The sequence below is a fragment of the Photobacterium sp. MCCC 1A19761 genome (assembly GCF_037389125.1).
Classification (GTDB): Bacteria; Pseudomonadota; Gammaproteobacteria; order Enterobacterales; family Vibrionaceae; genus Photobacterium.
Window position 1 is genome coordinate 438876 of record NZ_JAZGTF010000002.1, and the last position, 19363, is coordinate 458238.

At 53.2% G+C, this 19363-nt stretch carries 15 protein-coding genes; 8 read left to right on the top strand and 7 right to left on the bottom strand.

What is annotated here, in order from left to right; all coding sequences use genetic code 11:
- Positions 1–19: 19 nt before the first annotated feature.
- The 3 genes from VV869_RS04640 to VV869_RS04650 form a co-directional block, all read right to left on the bottom strand.
- Positions 20–2002 (bottom strand): DNA topoisomerase III, encoded by a 1983-nt coding sequence (locus VV869_RS04640; RefSeq protein ID WP_337733801.1) that lies wholly within the window; start codon positions 2000–2002, stop codon positions 20–22.
- 230 nt (positions 2003–2232) lie between these two features.
- Positions 2233–2781 carry an NAD(P)H nitroreductase gene (locus VV869_RS04645; RefSeq protein ID WP_337733802.1) on the bottom strand — a complete coding sequence of 183 codons (549 nt, stop codon included), beginning with the start codon at positions 2779–2781 and terminating at the stop codon, positions 2233–2235.
- Between the two features lie 129 nt (positions 2782–2910).
- A complete protein-coding gene (locus tag VV869_RS04650; protein ID WP_337733803.1) occupies positions 2911–4923 on the bottom strand; it encodes an NADPH-dependent 2,4-dienoyl-CoA reductase in 2013 nt (670 codons plus the stop codon).
- Positions 4924–5186: 263 nt separating this feature from the next.
- On the opposite strand from VV869_RS04650, the gene sppA reads away from it, so the two are divergent.
- Together sppA and ansA are read left to right on the top strand one after the other, a co-directional pair.
- The gene (gene sppA / locus VV869_RS04655) at positions 5187–7040 is read left to right on the top strand and encodes a signal peptide peptidase SppA (RefSeq protein ID WP_337733804.1); all 1854 of its coding nucleotides are present in this window, start codon (positions 5187–5189) and stop codon (positions 7038–7040) included.
- Positions 7041–7135: 95 nt separating this feature from the next.
- Entirely contained in the window at positions 7136–8146 is a 1011-nt protein-coding gene (ansA, locus tag VV869_RS04660; RefSeq protein ID WP_261600454.1) for an asparaginase, read from the top strand.
- 119 nt (positions 8147–8265) lie between these two features.
- Here the strand turns inward: ansA and dbpA are convergent, their stop codons facing one another.
- A complete protein-coding gene (gene dbpA, locus VV869_RS04665) occupies positions 8266–9654 on the bottom strand; it encodes an ATP-dependent RNA helicase DbpA (RefSeq protein ID WP_337733805.1) in 1389 nt (462 codons plus the stop codon).
- Between the two features lie 326 nt (positions 9655–9980).
- On the opposite strand from dbpA, the gene VV869_RS04670 reads away from it, so the two are divergent.
- The gene (locus VV869_RS04670; protein WP_337733806.1) at positions 9981–10652 is read left to right on the top strand and encodes a glutathione S-transferase family protein; all 672 of its coding nucleotides are present in this window, start codon (positions 9981–9983) and stop codon (positions 10650–10652) included.
- Here VV869_RS04670 and VV869_RS04675 read toward each other — a convergent pair whose 3' ends face one another.
- A complete protein-coding gene (locus tag VV869_RS04675; RefSeq protein WP_261600457.1) occupies positions 10653–10949 on the bottom strand; it encodes a YeaC family protein in 297 nt (98 codons plus the stop codon). It lies immediately after the preceding gene.
- Positions 10950–11286: 337 nt separating this feature from the next.
- Here VV869_RS04675 and VV869_RS04680 point away from each other — a divergent pair, with 337 nt between their 5' ends.
- Positions 11287–12096 carry a DUF2989 domain-containing protein gene (locus tag VV869_RS04680; RefSeq protein ID WP_337733807.1) on the top strand — a complete coding sequence of 270 codons (810 nt, stop codon included), beginning with the start codon at positions 11287–11289 and terminating at the stop codon, positions 12094–12096.
- A gap of 54 nt (positions 12097–12150) precedes the next feature.
- On the opposite strand, the gene msrB is transcribed toward VV869_RS04680, so the two are convergent.
- Positions 12151–12552, bottom strand: coding sequence for a peptide-methionine (R)-S-oxide reductase MsrB (msrB, locus tag VV869_RS04685; RefSeq protein ID WP_337733808.1), 402 nt, complete (start codon positions 12550–12552; stop codon positions 12151–12153).
- A 349-nt stretch (positions 12553–12901) separates the two neighbouring features.
- Here msrB and gap point away from each other — a divergent pair, with 349 nt between their 5' ends.
- Positions 12902–13897 (top strand): type I glyceraldehyde-3-phosphate dehydrogenase, encoded by a 996-nt coding sequence (gene gap, locus VV869_RS04690; protein WP_337733809.1) that lies wholly within the window; start codon positions 12902–12904, stop codon positions 13895–13897.
- A 261-nt stretch (positions 13898–14158) separates the two neighbouring features.
- Entirely contained in the window at positions 14159–15037 is an 879-nt protein-coding gene (locus VV869_RS04695; protein WP_337733810.1) for a D-hexose-6-phosphate mutarotase, read from the top strand.
- A 111-nt stretch (positions 15038–15148) separates the two neighbouring features.
- On the opposite strand, the gene VV869_RS04700 is transcribed toward VV869_RS04695, so the two are convergent.
- On the bottom strand, positions 15149–15529 hold the full coding sequence (locus VV869_RS04700; protein ID WP_337733811.1) for a VOC family protein: 381 nt from the start codon (positions 15527–15529) through the stop codon (positions 15149–15151).
- A gap of 582 nt (positions 15530–16111) precedes the next feature.
- Here VV869_RS04700 and VV869_RS04705 point away from each other — a divergent pair.
- Both VV869_RS04705 and VV869_RS04710 read left to right on the top strand, forming a co-directional pair.
- Positions 16112–18046 carry a PrkA family serine protein kinase gene (locus VV869_RS04705; protein WP_337733812.1) on the top strand — a complete coding sequence of 645 codons (1935 nt, stop codon included), beginning with the start codon at positions 16112–16114 and terminating at the stop codon, positions 18044–18046.
- 36 nt (positions 18047–18082) lie between these two features.
- On the top strand, positions 18083–19354 hold the full coding sequence (locus tag VV869_RS04710; protein ID WP_337733813.1) for a YeaH/YhbH family protein: 1272 nt from the start codon (positions 18083–18085) through the stop codon (positions 19352–19354).
- Positions 19355–19363 lie beyond the last annotated feature (9 nt).

Consider the following 19363-nt stretch of genomic DNA (forward strand, 5'->3'; position numbering starts at 1 on the left):
GCTTTGCTGCTAGCCCGGGCTATGACGATTTCGGCTTACGCGCACGTCCCCTGCCAGCAGAAGGCGCGCTGGCTTTGCGACGACCGCCACTTTTACCGAATCCTTTTCTCTTTCCGCCTTTGACCGGTTCAGGCGATTGCAACGCGCGCAAGCTCGGTGGAACATCACTATCACGCACTTGCGCCATCATGTGCAGCAGCCGATCCTGAAGCGCAATCATAAAAGGCTGATAGGCACATTTCTTGTCAGCCATATCCTGCAACTGGTGCTCCCAGTGGGCGGTCATATCCGGATAAGTTGCTTCATCCGGCAAAGCATAAATCAGCCCCCGTCCTGCTTCGGTGGCATGAATACTCTTTCCCTGACGGACCAGAAGCTGGCGCTTAAACAGAATATCTAAGATCCCGGCCCGGGTTGCTTCCGTCCCCAACCCGTCTGTGTCGCGCAAGATTTTCTTCAGTGACGGGTCCGACACAAACCGCGCGATCCCGGTCATGGCCTGCAGCAGCGTGGCCTCGGTAAATGGCTTCGGCGGCTCGGTCATCTTATCTTTGATCTCCCCCTCCCGACAGGTCAGAACCGTCCCTTGTTCTAATGGCGGCACTTTATCCGCTAATGCCTGCTCATCCTCAACATCCTCACGGCCCAGCAATGCCCGCCATCCGGCACTTTTCAGCTGCCGCCCCTTGGCAATAAAAAACCCACCGGCAATCGCAAACACCAGCTTGGCTTCGCTGTAGACCGCCGCCGGATAGAACTGCATCAGGTACTGGCGGGCGATCAATTGATAGATATCTTGCTCACGGCCACTAAGCGCCGTGCTGTTAACTGATTTCGGCGTCGGAATAATCGCGTGGTGCGCGTCGACTTTTTTATCATTCCACGCCTTGGATTTCAGGGACAAATCCGCACCAGCGACCGCATCCGCCAGCTTGGGTGCGCTGTTGCTGATCGCCCGGCAGACCTCCCCGGCCTGGGCAAAATGCTCTTGAGGCAAATAACGACAGTCAGAGCGGGGATACGTGATCGCTTTGTGTTTTTCATACAACGACTGACAAGTGGCGAGCACGTCTGCGGCGCTCATCCCAAACCGTTTGGCCGCGTCAATTTGCAACGCCGACAACGAATATGGCAGAGGTGCCAACTGGCGGGACTCTTTGCGCTCCGCCTCCGTCACCTGGGCAGGCTGGCCCTGGATCCGATTCACCACGTTCTCACATAACTTGCGGTTCAGGACCCGTCCGTCTTCATCCTGCCAGGGCTTGCAGGCTTCGCTAGGCTGCCATCGTGCCCGAATATCACTACCCTGATACGGGATCAGCGCCGTCACTTCGTAATAAGGTTTCGGGACAAAATTAGCAATTTCGTCATCACGCCGGGTTACCAGGCCAAGCACCGGGGTCTGCACGCGCCCGACCGACAGCACGCCGCGATAACCTCCTTGTTGACCCAACAGCGTATACGCCCGGGTCATGTTCATCCCGTACAACCAATCGGCACGAGAGCGTGCCAGGGCCGAAACCGACAGCGGAATAAAGTCCCGATTATCGCGCATTTTTCCCAGCGCCCGCTTGACTGCGGCTGGGTTCAGGTCGGAGATCAACAGCCGCTTCATCCCGGCTTTTTTCGCCGCCGACAGTTTGACATGATCGATCACTTCATCCACCAGCAACTGACCTTCCCGATCCGGGTCTCCGGCGTGCACGACTTCACTGGCTTGCTTGACTAACTTCCTGACCACACTGAGTTGCTGCCGGGCAGATTTCCGTGGGGTCAGTTGCCATTGCTGGGGAATAATCGGCAAATCGGCCAGATTCCACTTTTTGTATTTTTCATCGTAGGCGTCCGGTTCGACCTGCTCAAGAAGATGGCCGATACACCAAGTCACGATGTCACCGTTGCCGACTTCAATATAACCGTTATTGTTTTTATGGGGACGAGGTAAAACAGCCGCGATAGCGCGACCCAGGCTTGGTTTTTCAGCAATATAAAGGCGAGTCATGGAAATCGTAAGTTGGTTTGCTCTGACACCGCACTATAGAGAAAACCGGATTTCATCACAAGAAAATACTGGATATAAACACAGATATCGGGAGCCTACCGCAGGGGGACATGGCATCCACCGCAGCATCCGAACTTTACACGTCCCCCAAAAACAAAAGAAGCCGCATAGTGCGGCTTCCCTGAATCTGTATTGAGGCTGATTGCTTTAAAGCTGAACGACGCTGTCGTTTACAGATACTCAATGAAATCGTTCAGCTCACGCTCGACCATTTTGGCTTCACGGCAACCCGGGGTACCGAGATACAGGAACCCGACAATCAAGTCGTCGCCCGTCACCCCCAGTGCTTCACGAACCACTGCGTGATAAGCCCATTTTCCGGTACGCCAGAAGCCGGAGAAACCTTGCGCCACTGCAGCCATCTGCATCGCCTGTACCGCACATCCGGCTGACAAATGCTGCTCCACCACCGGTACTTTTTCATGTTCGGTCACTTTTGCAACCACAGTGATCACCATCGGCGCCCGGAACGGGGCTTTACTGGCTTTTTCAATCACCGCGTCATCGGCACCGTCTGCTTTGGCCGCCTCAACCAGAATATCAGCCAGCTTTTGCAAGCCTTCGCCTTCAGAAACGATAAAACGCCAGGGTGTTAGTGCCGCGTGATCCGGCGCACGCAAACCGGCACGGAAAATATTCTCCAGCGCTTCGCCCTGCGGTGCCGGCTCCATCAGCTTTGGCAGTGAACGACGGTTTAACAGTAACGAGAGAGCATCCATAACAATACCTTGTTAAAAATATCTTGATGAAAATAGTTATTGTTCTAACAGTACCATAAAACCGTGCCGAGAAAACCACAGGGGCGCCTGAAACAGCGCCCCTGCGTCCCCAAATTGTCACTTTGTTCGTTACAACTGAGCGACCAGCTCAACGCCCTGACGGATCACCCGCTTGGCGTCCACTTCACCAGCCACATCCGCACCGCCGATCACATGGACCGGGATCGCCATCGCTTTGAGTTGCACCGACAATTCCTCGACCGAGTGCTGTCCGGCACAAATCACAATGTGATCGACATCCAGCACCCGTTGCTGGCCTTCGACCGTAATGTGCAACCCCTGATCATCAATCTTGTCATAGCTGACCCCGGCCAGCAGCTCCACGCCCCGTTTCTCCAGTACCCGGCGATGGATCCACCCCGTAGTTCTGCCCGGCCCTTTGCCGACTTTCCCCGGACGGCGCTGCATCAGCCACACCTGGCGCTGACTGACGTACGCATCATGAGGATACAACCCACCGGCGTGATCTATCGACTTATCGACCCCCCAGTCTTTCAGCCAGCTATCGAGATCCTGATGCTCCGGCTCGGTCAGCATGGTCGATACATCGACGCCGATCCCCCCGGCCCCAATCACGGCCACCTTCTGCCCCAGCGGCACCTGCTCTCGGATCAGGGTCTGGTAATCAATCACTTTTTCATGCTCGATGCCCGGAATATCCGGTAGCCGCGGCGCCACCCCGGTGGCGACAATCACTTCGTCATAGCCTTTCAGTTCTTCCGCCGTAATGCGGTGACCCAGTTTCACGTTGACTCCGGTTTGCTCCAGACGCCGGGAGAAATAACGGATTGTTTCCTTAAATTCTTCTTTACCCGGGATCTGCATCGCCAGATTAAACTGACCGCCGACATGATCGTTTTTCTCGAACAAATCCACCTGGAACCCCCGCTCTGCCGCCGCGACGGCACTGGCCATACCGGCCGGACCGGCTCCGACAATTGCCAACCGGCGGGATGTCGCAGCCGGCGTCAGGACCAGTTCGGTCTCATAACACGCCTGAGGGTTCACCAGACAACTGGCCCGTTTATTGATAAACACATGATCCAGGCACGCCTGGTTACAGCCGATACAGGTATTGATATCCGCGGCCCGGTTCTGCTGCGCTTTGACGACAAATTCCGGGTCAGCCAGAAACGGCCGCGCCATCGATACCATATCAGCCTGGTTGGACGCCAGGATCCCTTCCGCCACATCCGGAGTGTTGATCCGGTTACAGGTCACCAGCGGAATGTTCACTTCGTTTTTCAGCTTTTCAGTCACCCAGGCAAACGCGGCGCGTGGCACTTGGGTTGCAATGGTCGGGATCCGGGCTTCATGCCAGCCAATCCCGGTATTGAGAATGGTCACCCCAGCCGCTTCTAAAGCTTTGGCCAACTGCACCACTTCTTCGTGGGTGCTACCCTGCTCAACCAAATCCAGCATCGACAGGCGGAAAATGATGATGAAATCCCGCCCGACCCGCTGACGCACGGCTTTGGTCAGTTCAATCGGAAACCGGATCCGATTCTCATAGCTGCCGCCCCACTCATCATAGCGGTGGTTGCTGCGCTTACAGATGAACTGGTTGATCAGATAGCCTTCCGAGCCCATGAGCTCCACGCCGTCATAGCCGGCTTCCCGTGCCAGCTCGGCACTGCGGGCAAACGCGTCGATCGTCTTGTGGATCTGACGGGGGCTCATTTTACTGGGCGTGAATTTGGAAATCGGTGCTCGAATTGCCGAGGCGCTCACGGCAAAGGGGTGCATGGCATAGCGACCGGCGTGCAATAGTTGCAGGGCAATTTTACCGCCTTCATTATGCACGGCATCGGTAATGACTCGGTGCGCCCGAGCGGCACGTCCCGAGCTGAATTCAGCGCTGAATGGATGTAAACGACCCCGGAAGTTCGGTGAGAAGCCACCGGTGACAATCAGCCCGACACCGCCCTTGGCACGTGCGGCGTAGAATGCGGAAAGTTTCTTGAAGCCGTCACGTGACTCTTCAAGGCCAGTGTGCATTGACCCCATCAATACACGGTTACGCAGCTGAGTGAATCCCAGATCCAGCGGCGCCAACAAATGCGGGTAAGATTTATCGTCCATGGCTTCCATTCTTTTGTTGTTATGGTCTGACCAGTATATTCAGCGATTGAACGATTTTCAAACACTTGTTTTACAAATTCTCAACATGTCACACTTTCGATGTTGTCTCGACTGCACAATTGGTTGCCACCGCTTTTTCTTCCGCCCGGCTTGCTCGATCCTTATACACTTATGAGAGGCGCCTATCTCAGGGATAATTACTGTAATTCCTTGTTTACTAAGTTAGGATAGACAGATCATCGTTTGCATCATCAGGAATCTTCATGAAAGTGATATTCAAAGGAATCGGAAAACTGTTCCGCGCCCTGTGGCGGCTGATCAGTTTTACCCGCCAACTGATCCTCAACCTGCTGTTTTTGGCCTTTGCCGGCCTGCTGATCTTCGCGTTCTACCCAAGCGAAGAAAAACCGGCGCTGCCTGAAAAAGCAGCCCTGGTGCTGGATCTCTCCGGGCCGATCGTCGAGCACCGGGCTCACACCAATCCAATCGACGAATTTGCCGGCAGCGCACTGGGTCAGCCGCCGGTTCAGGAAAACGTACTGTTTGATATTGTCGATAGCATCCGGGCGGCCTCGACCGACAACCACATTACCGGCCTGGTCCTTAATCTTCAGGACATGTCAGAGACCAACCTGACGAAACTGCGTTACATTGCCAAGGCGATCCAGGAGTTCAAACAGGCCGGGAAACCGGTGTATGCCGTGGGTGACAGCTATAAACAGAGCCAGTATTACCTGTCTAGCTATGCCGACAAGGTGTTTATGTCTCCCGATGGCGCCGTGTTGCTGACCGGTTACGGCAGTTACTCGCTGTACTACAAAAGCCTGCTGGAAAAACTGGACGTGAATACCCATGTGTTCCGGGTCGGCACCTACAAATCCTTTGTTGAACCCTATACCCGCGACAGCATGTCTGATGAAGCCCGGGAAGCCAATACCGCCTGGCTCAACCAGCTCTGGGATGCTTACACCCGCGATGTGGCCAACAACCGTAAAATCGACCCGGCGATGCTCACCCCTGAGTTGGATGACCTAATCACCCGCCTGGAAGCCCTCGGCGGCGACTTTGCCAAACTGAGCCTGGAGATGGGCTTGGTTGATGAGCTGGTCAACCGTCCGGTGCTGAACCAGAAACTAATCGATCAGTTCGGCAAGGATGAGGACGATCACTTTAACCAGATCAGCTATTACGACTATCTGAGCACCGTCGATAACCGCGATCTGCCGAGTGAGAACAAAGTAGCCGTGGTGGTCGCCAGTGGCGCCATTGTAGACGGCCAGCAGCACCAGGGTACCATCGGGGGGGATTCCACCGCCGCCTTGCTCCGGGAAGCACGCCTGGATGACGATATTAAAGCAGTGATCCTGCGGGTGGACAGCCCGGGCGGCAGCGCCTTTGCCTCGGAAGTGATCCGCAACGAAGTCGATGCACTCAAACTGGCCGGTAAGCCGGTCGTGGCCTCAATGTCCAGCCTAGCCGCCTCGGGCGGATACTGGATTTCCGCCAGCGCCAGCAAAATCCTGGCCCAGCCGACCACGATCACCGGCTCAATCGGCATTTTTGCCATCCTGACCACCTTTGAAGACGGCCTCAAGAATATGGGGATCCGCAGCGACGGTGTCGGCACCACCCCATTTTCCGGAGTCGGGATCACCCGCGAGCTGCCGGAAGGCGTGTCCAAGATTTTCCAACTGGGCATTGAGCACGGCTATCAGCGCTTCATTGGTCTGGTCAGCAAGTACCGTGATATGTCATTGGCCGAAGCCGATCACATTGCCCAGGGCCGGGTCTGGACCGGACAGGACGCCCTTCGCCTGGGGCTGGTCGATCAGCTCGGGGATTTTGATGACGCCGTACTCACGGCTGCAGAGCTGGCTAAACTCGACAGCTATGAGCTGCGCTGGATGGAAGAGCCGCTGAGCCCGGCCGAGCAACTGCTGAAGGAGTTCACTTCGGAAGCGAAGGCGCACATGGTTCAGGCCGTATTCGGTCAGTTACCGGCCGCACTGCAACCGGTCACCCGACAGGTGGTTTCGGACTTTACCGCCCTGAACAACTTTAACGACCCGAAAGGTCACTATGCCTTCTGTCTGAACTGCACCAATATTCAGGAATAAACACAGCCCGGCACCCGCCGGGCTTTTTTCTTTATGTTCAAGGCCTATAACCATATATAATGCTGCTACCAATACGCTATGTCTGTACCTGAATTATGGAAAGAAAACACATTTACATTGCTTACACCGGCGGCACTATCGGTATGCAGAAGTCTGATCACGGTTACATCCCGGTCGCAGGCTTTATGCAAAAGCAACTGGAAAGCATGCCAGAGTTCCATCGTCCGGAAATGCCGAAGTTCACGATCCACGAGTACGCGCCTCTGATTGACTCGTCGGACATGACGCCATCGGACTGGCAGCGCATCGCAGACGATATCAAAGCAAACTACGACGACTATGACGGTTTCGTCATTCTTCATGGTACGGACACCATGGCGTATACCGCATCAGCGCTGTCGTTTATGTTTGAGAACCTGGATAAGCCCGTTATCGTGACCGGCTCGCAGATCCCACTGGCCGAGCTACGCTCAGATGGTCAGAGCAATCTGCTGAATGCCCTGCATATCGCGGCCAACTACCCGATCAATGAAGTGACGGTCTTTTTCAACAACCAGCTGATCCGCGGCAACCGCAGCACCAAAGCACATGCAGACGGTTTCGGCGCGTTCATTTCCCCGAACTTGCCGCCGCTGCTGGAAGCCGGGATCAACATTCAGCTCAACAATGTTGAACTGAACAAACAACCGGAAGGACCGTTTAAAGTCCACAACATCACGCCACAACCGATTGGGGTGATCACCATGTACCCGGGGATCTCCCCGGAAGTGATCCGCAACACCCTGCGTCAGCCGGTCAATGCGATGATCCTGCTGACCTTCGGCGTCGGAAACGCGCCGCAAAATGCGGATTTGCTGGCTCAGTTGAAAGAAGCCAGCGACCGGGGCGTGGTTGTGGTCAACCTGACCCAATGCCTGTCCGGCAAGGTCAATATGGGCGGTTATGCCACCGGTTGTGCCCTGGCAGATGCCGGTGTGCTCAGCGGCTACGATATGACCCCGGAAGCGGCACTGGCCAAACTGCACTTCCTGCTGAGCCAGGATCTGCCGAATGAAACCGTTCGCAACCTGATGCAAGAGGATCTGCGCGGTGAGCTGAGCCACTAAGCGACTAAGCAACTAAGCGAACACGCCAGGCAAACACGCCGGTCGGCAGATAAGAAAAAAGCAGCGAGAGCCAATCCCGCTGCTTTTTTTATTCTTGATTTCGGCATGGTGGCCCGGGATTAGTCCCGAATTTGTCGCACCCGGAATGTCCGGCCTTTCATTTTCCCTTTTTCCAGTTTTTTCAGGGCCCGGCGGGCAACATCCCGCTGCACAGCAACATAAGCGCACTGGTCAAAGACATTAATTTTTCCAACCTGGCTGCCCTCAATACCCTGCTCGCCGGTCAACGCCCCCAGAATATCGCCCGGACGAACTTTCTGCTTCTTCCCGCCTGAGATTTGCAGGGTGATCATCGCCGGCTGCGCACTCGGCTCCGCCAACCACTGAGATGATGGCAACGCCTCACCTTCAATCGGCTGCTCCAGGTAGTCTTCCAGCAAAGCGACTTTGTAGTGCTCTTTATCGCTGAACAGCGAACAGGCAATGCCTTTACTGCCCGCACGGCCGGTCCGGCCAATGCGGTGGACATGGACCTCAACATCCCGTGCCAGGTGATAGTTAATCACCGCATCCAGCGCATCGATATCCAGCCCACGGGCTGCAACGTCAGTTGCCACCAGCACCGAGGCACTCTTGTTGGCAAACCGTACCAGGGTCTGATCACGCTCACGCTGCTCCAGATCCCCGTGCAACGCCAGTGCGCTGAAGCCATAAGCATTCAGCTCATCGGCCACGTCCTGTACTTCGCGCTTGGTATTACAGAATATCACCGCCGAATCGGGGCAATGGTAAGCCAGCAACAACCGAACAGCCATCATCCGGTCGTCATTACTGTCGACCTTGAAAAAGTGTTGTCGGATGCTTTGCTGATCATGGGTCGAAGCCACCTTGACCGTCACCGGCTTCTCAAGAATCCGGCTGGCAATGGCCTGGATCTGAGTCGGATAAGTCGCGCTAAACAACAGGCCCTGACGACGCGCAGGAGCCGCATCGATAATCGCATCCAGGCTGTCCTGGAATCCCATTTCCAGCATCCGGTCCGCCTCATCCAGCACCAGCAGATTCAGATGATCCAGATTCAGATAGCCTTTGCGGACATGCTCTTCCACCCGGCCCGGTGTTCCGACAATAATATGCGCGCCATGCTCCAGAGAGCCAATCTGCGGGCCAAACGGCATCCCGCCGCACAACGTCAGCACCTTGATATTATGAATCGCCCGCGCTAACCGGCGGATTTCCTTGGCCACCTGATCAGCCAGCTCACGGGTCGGACACAGCACCAGCGATTGCACCCGAAAGCGTTTGACATCCAGGTGTTCCAGCACGCCTAATCCAAACGCCGCAGTTTTACCGGAGCCGGTTTTCCCCTGAGCAATCACATCTTTCCCCGCCAGGATATGCGGCAGGCTTTGCGCCTGAATCGGGGTCATGGTGTCATACCCCAACGAAGCGAGGTTGTTCAGCAGATCCGGTTTCAGATCCAAGGTGGAAAAATCAGTCTGGCTCACAGGTCGTATCCTTTATGGCGCCGCGTTCGATGGCGGAAAACAAACTTTGCGCTTTTCACGCAAATTGAAGGGCAGCGACACTACCAGCCTTTGGTGAAAAAAGATACTTCTTCGAAGTGGCCAACCCTATTTTTATTCACACGTGAAAAGATAAAGACAGCGACAGCTGCACCCGTGACGCCCAACAGCACCCGGCGACCCCTCCTTCCCGACCGAGCCCCCTCAACACATCGCTCTATGGGCGCTTACATCGCGAAGCGGCACCCAATGTTGTCAGAGCCAACTACACTTTCACTATTCATGGTCACAACAGGCGCGCAAGCTTTATGATTCTTCACGGCTCTTCCATTTCTCCCTTTGTCCGAAAAATTATGCTCGCGCTCGCCTATAAAGGGCTCCCATATGAGCTCCAACCCCTGAATCCGTATCTGGAGAAAGAACTAGCGCTCAAACGCCACCCCCTCGGGAAGGTCCCGGTACTGGAGCATGACGGGATTTCCGTCATCGACTCCACCGTGATTGCCCACTATCTGGATGATATCTGCCCGGTGCCGCCCCTCTACCCCGGCTCTGCCCAAGCCCGGGCGAAAATACGCTGGCTCGAAGAATATGCCGACACCCGGCTGACCTCATTGATTGGCGGCGTACTGTTTTACCAAAAAATCATGCGGGGAAAGATGCTGAATAAAGAAGTCGATGAGGACGCCATCGAGCAATGTCTGACCCACCACCTGCCGCAGGCACTGCGCTATCTGGAAGAGCAACTGCCCGAATCCGGCTATGTGACCCCGCAGCTCTCCATGGCGGAGATCAGTTTATGGAGTGTTTGTCGCAGTGGTTGGATGGCGGGGCTGAGACTGAGCCACTACCCGCGGTTGCAGGCATACCTGGCAGCCATTGAACAAGAGCCATGGGTTGCAAACTTGATGAGCGAGGAAGACCATGAGCTTCGCAGCTTTTACTGCGAGCCCATGATTTATCACAATAACTTCAGCTGATCAGAGCTGATCGTGTTCGAAGCGGGCAATGTCATTTGGTGCCGGGGTCTCATCGATCCCGAAATCACGCTTCAGCTCCGCCTTCGACTTAAACATAATGTCACCACCGGCAGCGACTGACATATGTTCCGCCTCGGTGTTATGACGGGACTGATAAATCATCATCGCCTGCATCGCCGCATCCCGTTGCTCCGGGGTCAGCGGCGTACCATCAGGCCATTTACCAATTTCGACCGCGGTCGAAATCCGTTGAAATACTTCCGGGGTCATTGCTTGTAGTAATTGTTCGAGTTCCATTTGCAGGCTTCCTGTCCAATGGCTAAAATGCCACCAGACTCTTGCTGATTCGATAATACAGGCAGGCAGTAATACCAATTTCGCCCCTTGGCGCCAACTAACAATCGCGAATTTGTTTCTTCGATCACAATGTAGACGCCCAAACGGCGGGCAAGACGCGCGAAGGCACGCGTGCGATCAGGGAAGATTAATCACAACCCGGATCCGGTCGCCTTTTGATAAAGCATTGTGCACCTGGTGATACGCGCCGGATGCCAAAGAAACCGAAATCGTATGCTCTTCACCGAGCGATATGGAACCCTGACGCAATCAATTTCTTATGATAAAAAACCGAGTCTTGACGACAACGAACCGACTATTCCTTTCAGTCGCCTGCCTGACCCTACTGGGCGGGTGTTTTGATCGACATCGCTCAACTGAAAGCTTGTGTCTGGATCATCCTGAAATTTGCGCCAATACCAATCTCAATGATGGCCAGTGCCGGCTGCAACGGACCCAGTTAATCTGGCAGCGCTATGATGTGCTGCAAAATCCGATCGATGAAGAGCAATTTAAAGAGCTGAAATTTACTTACGCCTATCAGAAATGTCTGGAATACGCCGCTCGAATTGAACCAACCGAGCTCAAAGAACGCAAGACAGTGCGGACCCAAGCCCTGATCCACAGCTATGAGGAAATTCGCCGGCTGTCAGAAGCCCTGGCTGATTCTACCGATCCGCAAATCATTTATTTCCGCTGGAGCCAGGGCGACAAGCGTGCCCTGCGTCAATTCCTGCAACTGGAAGGAACCCCGGCACTTGAAACGCCTGAGTTACAACTGGCCCTAGCCACCTTCTATACCGAAGTCGATAAAGAGAAAACCATTCAGTTACTGAAGCACGCCCTGGAACTCCATACCGGTGAGCAGCCGATTCAACCGGAGATCATCCAATCGCTTGCGACATTATCCCACCAGACCGAGTCCGCCACGGAAGCCTATTTATGGGCCAAAATCGGCACCGATCTCGGCGCATCGGTCGCCAGCCAGGAAAAGCTGAACAGCTTCTACCCGATGACTGACGAAGAGCGCCAACGTCTGGACGAGAAAGCACTGAAAGTGGCCAAATCGATTCGTCGCGGCGAGTTCCGCGCCGAGCAGGTCCAATAAGCCAAACAGGCCCAATCAACGGGCTCTGCCTGGCCCGGCTCCCAATCGGGAGGATTATTCCCCCTCAGATGCTTCTCCATTAAAGATGAGGGACACGGAGTTCACACAGTAGCGTTCGCCCGTTGTCGGCGGCCCGTCAGGAAAAACATGCCCGAGGTGACTGTCGCACTCAGCACAACGAATTTCAATCCGGTGCATGCCATGACTGTGATCTTCCAGATAACGGATCGCCTCGGGGCGGATCGGCGCATCAAAACTCGGCCAGCCGCAGCCTGAATCAAATTTATGCGCTGAACTGAACAAGGCCGCTTCACAACAGGTGCAGTGGTATACCCCGGTTTCACGGTTATGGAGCAATGTTCCGGAGAACGGTGGTTCGGTCCCGCGCTCCCGACAAATATGGTACTGCTCAGCCGTTAACTTATCACGCCAATAAGTATCTGATTTATCTGACATCTAACATCTTACCTTTTCATTCCTGTCTGCCATCCAAGCAATTGAAGTTGCCAATGTCCGAAACTGTGGCACATACTTTTTGCTCGAAAGGTTTTTACATTTATTCACCTCATTTAAGCATATTTTCATGCGTGGAGGTGGTGATATTAAAAGTTAGCAACGGCAATGGTGGATCTTTATACATACCTTGTATGAATATTCATCGTTGTAGAAGGAATGTAAAAAAAATCCGAACTTTTTTTTGACCTCACGCAATTTAAGTTCGTTTTTGGCTTGCAGGGTCTCTCAAGATTCTGTAATTTTACTACCAGTTATCTTTCATTAGAAATTAAGTTGTGGAGCAACTGTAATGACTATCAAAGTAGGTATTAACGGTTTTGGCCGTATTGGACGTTTCGTATTCCGCGCTGCTCAAGAGCGTAACGACATCGAAGTAGTAGGCATCAACGACCTGATCGACGTTGAATACATGGCTTACATGCTGAAATACGATTCAACTCACGGTCGCTTCAACGGTACTGTTGAAGTTGAAGGTGGAAACCTGATCGTCAACGGTAAAACTGTACGTGTAACCGCTGAGCGTAACCCAACTGAACTGAAGTGGGACGAAATCGGTGTTGACGTTGTCGCTGAAGCAACTGGTATCTTCCTGACTGACGAGACTGCACGTCAGCACATCACTGCTGGTGCGAAGAAAGTTGTTCTGACTGGCCCATCTAAAGACGCAACGCCAATGTTCGTTATGGGTGTGAACCACAAGTCTTACGCTGGCCAAGACATCGTTTCTAACGCGTCTTGTACCACTAACTGTCTGGCGCCAATCGCTAAAGTACTGAACGACAAGTTCGGCATTGAATCTGGTCTGATGACAACTGTTCACGCAACGACTGCAACTCAGAAAACTGTTGACGGTCCTTCTGCAAAAGACTGGCGTGGTGGCCGTGGTGCTTCTCAGAACATCATCCCATCTTCAACTGGTGCTGCTAAAGCTGTAGGCGTTGTGCTTCCAGAACTGAACGGCAAGCTGACTGGTATGGCTTTCCGCGTACCAACTGCGAACGTTTCTGTCGTTGACCTGACTGTAAACCTGAAAGAAGGCGCATCTTACGAAGCTATCTGTGCAGCAATGAAAGAAGCTTCTGAAGGCGAGCTGAAAGGCGTTCTGGGTTACACTGAAGATGCAGTTGTTTCTCAAGACTTCATCGGTGAAGTTCAAACTTCTGTATTCGATGCCAAAGCGGGTATCGCCCTGACTGACAAATTCGTTAAAGTTGTATCTTGGTACGACAACGAAATCGGTTACTCAAACAAGGTCCTAGACCTGATTGCACACATCTCTAAGTAATTCTGATTGAGATAGTGAATAAAAGGCAGCGTAAAGCTGCCTTTTTTGTATCTGATTTCGCCCATTCGGTGACCAATCCAAACTAAAATTTGCGTCCAAGACGTCAAACACAACAACAAAATTAACAAATATTTTTGAAATATTACTGATATTTTTTAATTAAAATTAAGTTTGTCATTTATTGGTGCTAACTTTCAAAACGTTCAATAACCCGTCAATGAGCTGCGACTTTGCTTCTGATCACGAGTAAGGAAGAATTCGATGGATTTACGTAACCTTTCAACAATTTCAGTATTATCCGATGCAATCACCGTGTGCGACTACCAAGGCATAAAGCTCCTGCGAATCCAACATCCGCAGGCTGAAGCCGGCATTTCCCTGCACGGTGGCCATCTGGTTTGGTACAAACCGGCTGGGGAGTCCGCCGTGATCTGGCTGAGCGAGAAAGCGGAATTTGCCCCTCAAAAAGCCATTCGCGGGGGGATCCCGGTGTGCTGGCCCTGGTTCGGCAAAGCGGGCACGCCATCCCATGGCTTTGCCCGGCTCAGCGAATGGGCTCTCAAAGAACATCGCGAAAACGACCATGGGGTGATCATCAGCCTGACCCTTGAAGCCAGCGAAGCCACCCAGGCGCTCTGGCCACACCAGTTCTGCACTGAACTGACGTTTGAAATCGGCCGTGAACTACGCGTCAGCCTGACATCGACCAATACCGACACCCATGCCTGGTCGTTCAGCGGCGCCCTGCATACCTATTTCACGGTGGGTGATATCCAGGAAACGACCATCACCGGCATGGGCCGGACGTACCTCGACAGCACCCAGGGCGACATTGCTTGTGAAGGTGAAGCCGTCTTGCAGTTCCGCGGTGAGACCGATCGCGTCTATACCTCATCAGAGAACCCGGTGGTGATCCATGACGCCCGCAACCAGCGCCAGATCCAGGTCAGCAATCAGGGGCATGATTGCGCCGTGATTTGGAACCCATGGCAGGATCTCTCCGCCAGCATGGCTGACATGGCGGATAACAGTTTCGAAACCATGGTCTGCGTCGAATCCACGATCCATGAATCTCCGATTGAACTAGCACCGGGGACCTCCCATACCCTCAGTACGCATATCAAGGTTCACCACGATTAACCCCGGCGCAGTAGCTGGCCATTATCGTCCATGGCCAGCTACTGCGCATCCGTCTGCGATGCGGCTCAGCGGCTGGCTGTCAACTGGGCCGTAGTCCGGGCAATCATCCGTTCAAGCCTGCATCTGCACGTTGGCTTCAATCAGTACCCAACCATTCCCATCGGGATCATTGAAGGTTGCAAACCGCCCCCCGACAAGGGTGACAATATCAGAAAGTGTCACCCCCCGACGGCTCAGCTCCTGATGTGTTTTCTGAATGTCATCGGTCTGAACCACTAATCCCTGGACCGAGCCTGCCGCCATACCGGCGAAGGGTTTGACCAGGCTGATCGTCGTTTCTGCCCCTTTCGGCGCCAGTTGGATCCAACGCTGATGGTTTTCGCCGTGGTGATCACGGATCAGCTCAAATCCCAAAGCATCCCGATAAAACCACAGGGCCTGCCGCTGATCCGAAACCGGAATCGATACCGTATCCACCCGTGAAATCGCCATTGAATTCGCTCCCCCAGTACTGCATACAGATCTAGCTTAATCCAGCACAGCTGAGTTGCGCCCGAAATCATCTAGGGATCGCATTTTTTTGACATCCTGTCACCATGTCACCACGCACGATTTATTTGACACACTTGGCAAAATACCCGGCAATTCGGGGAGATATCACCCTATTCGCCACTAGTTCCGGAAAAAAGAGATCTCCAACTAAAGAAAATCCAAGAGATGAGATTTTTACACGATGCAACCCATTACACTTAGCGAATCAGCCTGCCATCTCAGGTTTCAAACTGATCATGCGCTAATAATTCCACCCCTGCCAAACGGTTACATTTTTGCAACAATACCGCTCCTTTTTTTTCAAGAATTCCCCTTGCGCATCCCGATTTATAGGAGGATAGTAGAAGTATGTTCAATATTTAACCACCGCATCAGCTCAACATGAAAGGGAAATTTAGTTTATAAACCAACAACTCAGTGAAGCAATTTGATCAGTTAGGACTAGTCTTAACATTGAGGGATGTGAAAGTTATTTGTTTTCGTCCTTTCTAATTGATTGAAGAACGATTCAGGGGGCATACCATGAGTATTTTTGACCACTATCGTCAACGCTATGAAGAAGCCAAGGATGAAGAGCTTTCATTGCAGGAATTCCTTGAAATCTGTCGGAACGACCGCAGTGCCTATGTCAATGCTGCAGAACGTTTGCTGATGGCTATCGGCGAACCCGAAATGATTGACACCGCTCAGGACCCACGCTTGAGCCGAATTTTCTCTAACCGCGTGATTTCCCGTTATGAAACCTTTGAAGATTTCTATGGTATGGAAGATGCCATTGAGCAAATCGTCTCCTACCTGAAACACGCCGCACAAGGTCTGGAAGAACGGAAACAGATCCTTTACCTGTTAGGTCCAGTCGGGGGTGGTAAATCCTCTCTGGCAGAAAAACTAAAAAGCCTGATGCAGAAAGTACCGGTCTATGTCCTTACCGCGAATGGTGTGCGCAGCCCGGTGAACGACCACCCGTTCTGCCTGTTCGACAAACACGAAGATGGGGAGCTGCTGAGTAAAGAATACGGCATCCCTGAGCGCTATCTGAACAACATTATGTCACCTTGGGCAGCCAAACGCCTGCATGAATACGGCGGTGACATTACCAAATTCAAAGTGGTCAAAGTCCGCCCGTCCATTCTTGACCAGGTCGGGATTGCCAAAACTGAACCCGGGGATGAAAACAACCAGGATATCTCTTCACTGGTCGGTAAAGTCGACATCCGCCAGCTGGAGCATTTTGCCCAGGATGACCCGGATGCCTACAGCTACTCCGGTGCCTTGTGTAAAGCCAACCAGGGCCTGATGGAGTTCGTCGAAATGTTCAAGGCCCCCCTGAAAGTGCTGCATCCGTTGCTGACCGCGACTCAGGAAGGGAACTATAACGGGACCGAAGGTCTGTCTGCCCTGCCCTTTGACGGCATCATCCTGGCGCACTCCAACGAATCGGAATGGCAGACTTTCCGCAACAATAAAAACAACGAGGCCTTCCTCGACCGGGTTTATATTGTCAAAGTTCCTTACTGCCTGCGCGTCTCAGAAGAAATCAAAATCTACGAGAAACTCTTGCAGAACAGTGAGCTGTCTGCCGCGCCATGCTCACCCAGCACCTTAGACATCCTGGCTCGATTCTCGGTGCTATCGCGCCTGAAAGAGCCGGAAAACTCAAGTATTTACTCAAAAATGCGGGTTTATGACGGCGAAACCCTGAAAGATACCGATCCGAAAGCCAAGTCATATCAGGAATACCGCGATTACGCCGGTGTGGATGAAGGGATGGCCGGTCTGTCGACCCGTTTCGCCTTCAAGATCCTGTCCCGAGTCTTCAACTTCGATCACTCCGAAGTCGCCGCGAACCCGGTTCACCTGTTCTACGTTCTGGAACAGCAAATCGAGCGTGAGCAGTTCCAGCAGGATCTGGCCGAGAAATACCTGGAGCACCTGAAAGGTTATCTGATCCCGAAATATGTTGAGTTTATCGGCAAAGAGATCCAAACCGCTTATCTCGAGTCTTACTCTGAGTACGGTCAGAATATCTTTGACCGCTACGTCAGCTATGCGGACTTCTGGATCCAGGATCAGGAATACCGTGATCCGGAAACCGGACAGCTGTTCGACCGGTCCGCCCTGAACAACGAGCTGGAAAAAATCGAGAAACCAGCCGGGATCAGCAACCCGAAAGATTTCCGAAACGAGATTGTCAACTTCGTGCTGCGTGCCCGTGCCAGTAATGCAGGTAAAAATCCGAACTGGACCAGCTACGAGAAACTGCGCACTGTGATCGAGAAGAAAATGTTCTCCAACACAGAAGAGCTGCTGCCTGTGATCTCCTTTAATGCCAAAACGTCCACCGAAGAGCAGAAAAAACATGACGACTTCGTGGCTCGGATGATGGAAAAAGGCTACACCCGCAAGCAGGTTCGTCTGCTGTCCGAATGGTATCTGCGTGTCCGTAAATCATCTTAACGGCCAATGCAGAATAGGATGAAGAAGGGGGAGCTTATGGGGCACTTTATCGACCGAAGGCTCAACGGTAAGAATAAAAGTACAGTGAACCGCCAGCGTTTTCTGCGCCGCCATAAACAGCAAATCAAGGAATCGATTGCTGATGCGGTCAACAAGCGCTCGATCACTGATGTGGAAAGCGGGGAAGATATTACCATTCCTTCCCGGGATATCCGCGAGCCTAGCTTTCACCAAGGCCGAGGTGGACAACGGGAAGTTGTCCACCCGGGGAATGACCAGTTCAGTCCCGGCGATCGTATTGAACGCCCCCAAGGCGGGGCGGGTCAAGGCGGGGCTGGTGAAGGGCAGGCCAGTCCCGACGGTGAAGGGCAGGATGAGTTTGTGTTTCAAATCTCTAAAGACGAATACCTGGATCTGCTGTTTGAAGATCTGGAGTTGCCGAATTTGGAGAAAAACCAGCTCAATAAAATTGTGGAATGGAAAACCTTCCGTTCAGGGTTCAAATCGACCGGTGTTCCGGCCAATATTGCCATTATCAAGTCACTTCAGAACTCGCTGGCCCGGCGAACGGCAATGACCGCTGCCAAGCGACGCCAGTTACGGGAGCTGGAGCAGACGCTTGACCACCTGATGACCACCGAACCGGCGCAGCCGCTTGAAGAAGATCGGGTGAAAAAAGAAATCCTGGCGTTGCGCGAGAAAATCAGTCGCGTGCCGTTCATCGATACCTTCGATTTACGGTACAAAAACTACGAGCGCCGGCCTCAGCCAACCAGCCAGGCGGTGATGTTCTGCCTGATGGACGTCTCCGGCTCGATGGACCAGGCCACCAAAGATATGGCCAAGCGCTTTTATATTTTGTTGTACCTGTTCCTCAACCGGACCTACAAAAATGTGGACGTGGTGTTTATTCGCCACCACACCCAGGCCAAAGAGGTTGATGAACATGAGTTCTTCTACTCGCAGGAAACCGGGGGCACCATTGTCTCCAGCGCCTTGCGAATGATGGACGAAATCATCAAGAAACGCTATTCACCGGCCGAATGGAACATCTATGCCGCGCAGGCCTCGGACGGCGATAACTGGGCTGATGATTCTCCGGGCTGCCGTGAGCTGCTGGACAAGCACATTCTGCCGCTCAGCCGCTACTACGCCTACATCGAGATCACCCGCCGGGCGCATCAGACCCTGTGGCGAGAGTATGAAGCCTTGCAGGCCAGCCATGGCAACTTTGCGATGCAGAACATAAGGAGTGTGGAAGACATCTTCCCGGTGTTCCGGGAGCTATTTAAAAAGCAAGTTCATTAGATGTCAGCA

What these genes read in the sequence shown, in the direction of transcription:
- VV869_RS04640 (WP_337733801.1), bottom strand. Translation starts at nt 2,002, where the DNA reads ATGACTCGCCTTTATATTGCTGAAAAACCAAGCCTGGGTCGCGCTATC.
- VV869_RS04645 (WP_337733802.1), bottom strand. Translation starts at nt 2,781, where the DNA reads ATGGATGCTCTCTCGTTACTGTTAAACCGTCGTTCACTGCCAAAGCTG.
- VV869_RS04650 (WP_337733803.1), bottom strand. Translation starts at nt 4,923, where the DNA reads ATGGACGATAAATCTTACCCGCATTTGTTGGCGCCGCTGGATCTGGGA.
- sppA (WP_337733804.1), top strand. Translation starts at nt 5,187, where the DNA reads ATGAAAGTGATATTCAAAGGAATCGGAAAACTGTTCCGCGCCCTGTGG.
- ansA (WP_261600454.1), top strand. Translation starts at nt 7,136, where the DNA reads ATGGAAAGAAAACACATTTACATTGCTTACACCGGCGGCACTATCGGT.
- VV869_RS04670 (WP_337733806.1), top strand. Translation starts at nt 9,981, where the DNA reads ATGATTCTTCACGGCTCTTCCATTTCTCCCTTTGTCCGAAAAATTATG.
- VV869_RS04675 (WP_261600457.1), bottom strand. Translation starts at nt 10,949, where the DNA reads ATGGAACTCGAACAATTACTACAAGCAATGACCCCGGAAGTATTTCAA.
- msrB (WP_337733808.1), bottom strand. Translation starts at nt 12,552, where the DNA reads ATGTCAGATAAATCAGATACTTATTGGCGTGATAAGTTAACGGCTGAG.
- gap (WP_337733809.1), top strand. Translation starts at nt 12,902, where the DNA reads ATGACTATCAAAGTAGGTATTAACGGTTTTGGCCGTATTGGACGTTTC.
- VV869_RS04695 (WP_337733810.1), top strand. Translation starts at nt 14,159, where the DNA reads ATGGATTTACGTAACCTTTCAACAATTTCAGTATTATCCGATGCAATC.
- VV869_RS04700 (WP_337733811.1), bottom strand. Translation starts at nt 15,529, where the DNA reads ATGGCGATTTCACGGGTGGATACGGTATCGATTCCGGTTTCGGATCAG.
- VV869_RS04705 (WP_337733812.1), top strand. Translation starts at nt 16,112, where the DNA reads ATGAGTATTTTTGACCACTATCGTCAACGCTATGAAGAAGCCAAGGAT.
- VV869_RS04710 (WP_337733813.1), top strand. Translation starts at nt 18,083, where the DNA reads ATGGGGCACTTTATCGACCGAAGGCTCAACGGTAAGAATAAAAGTACA.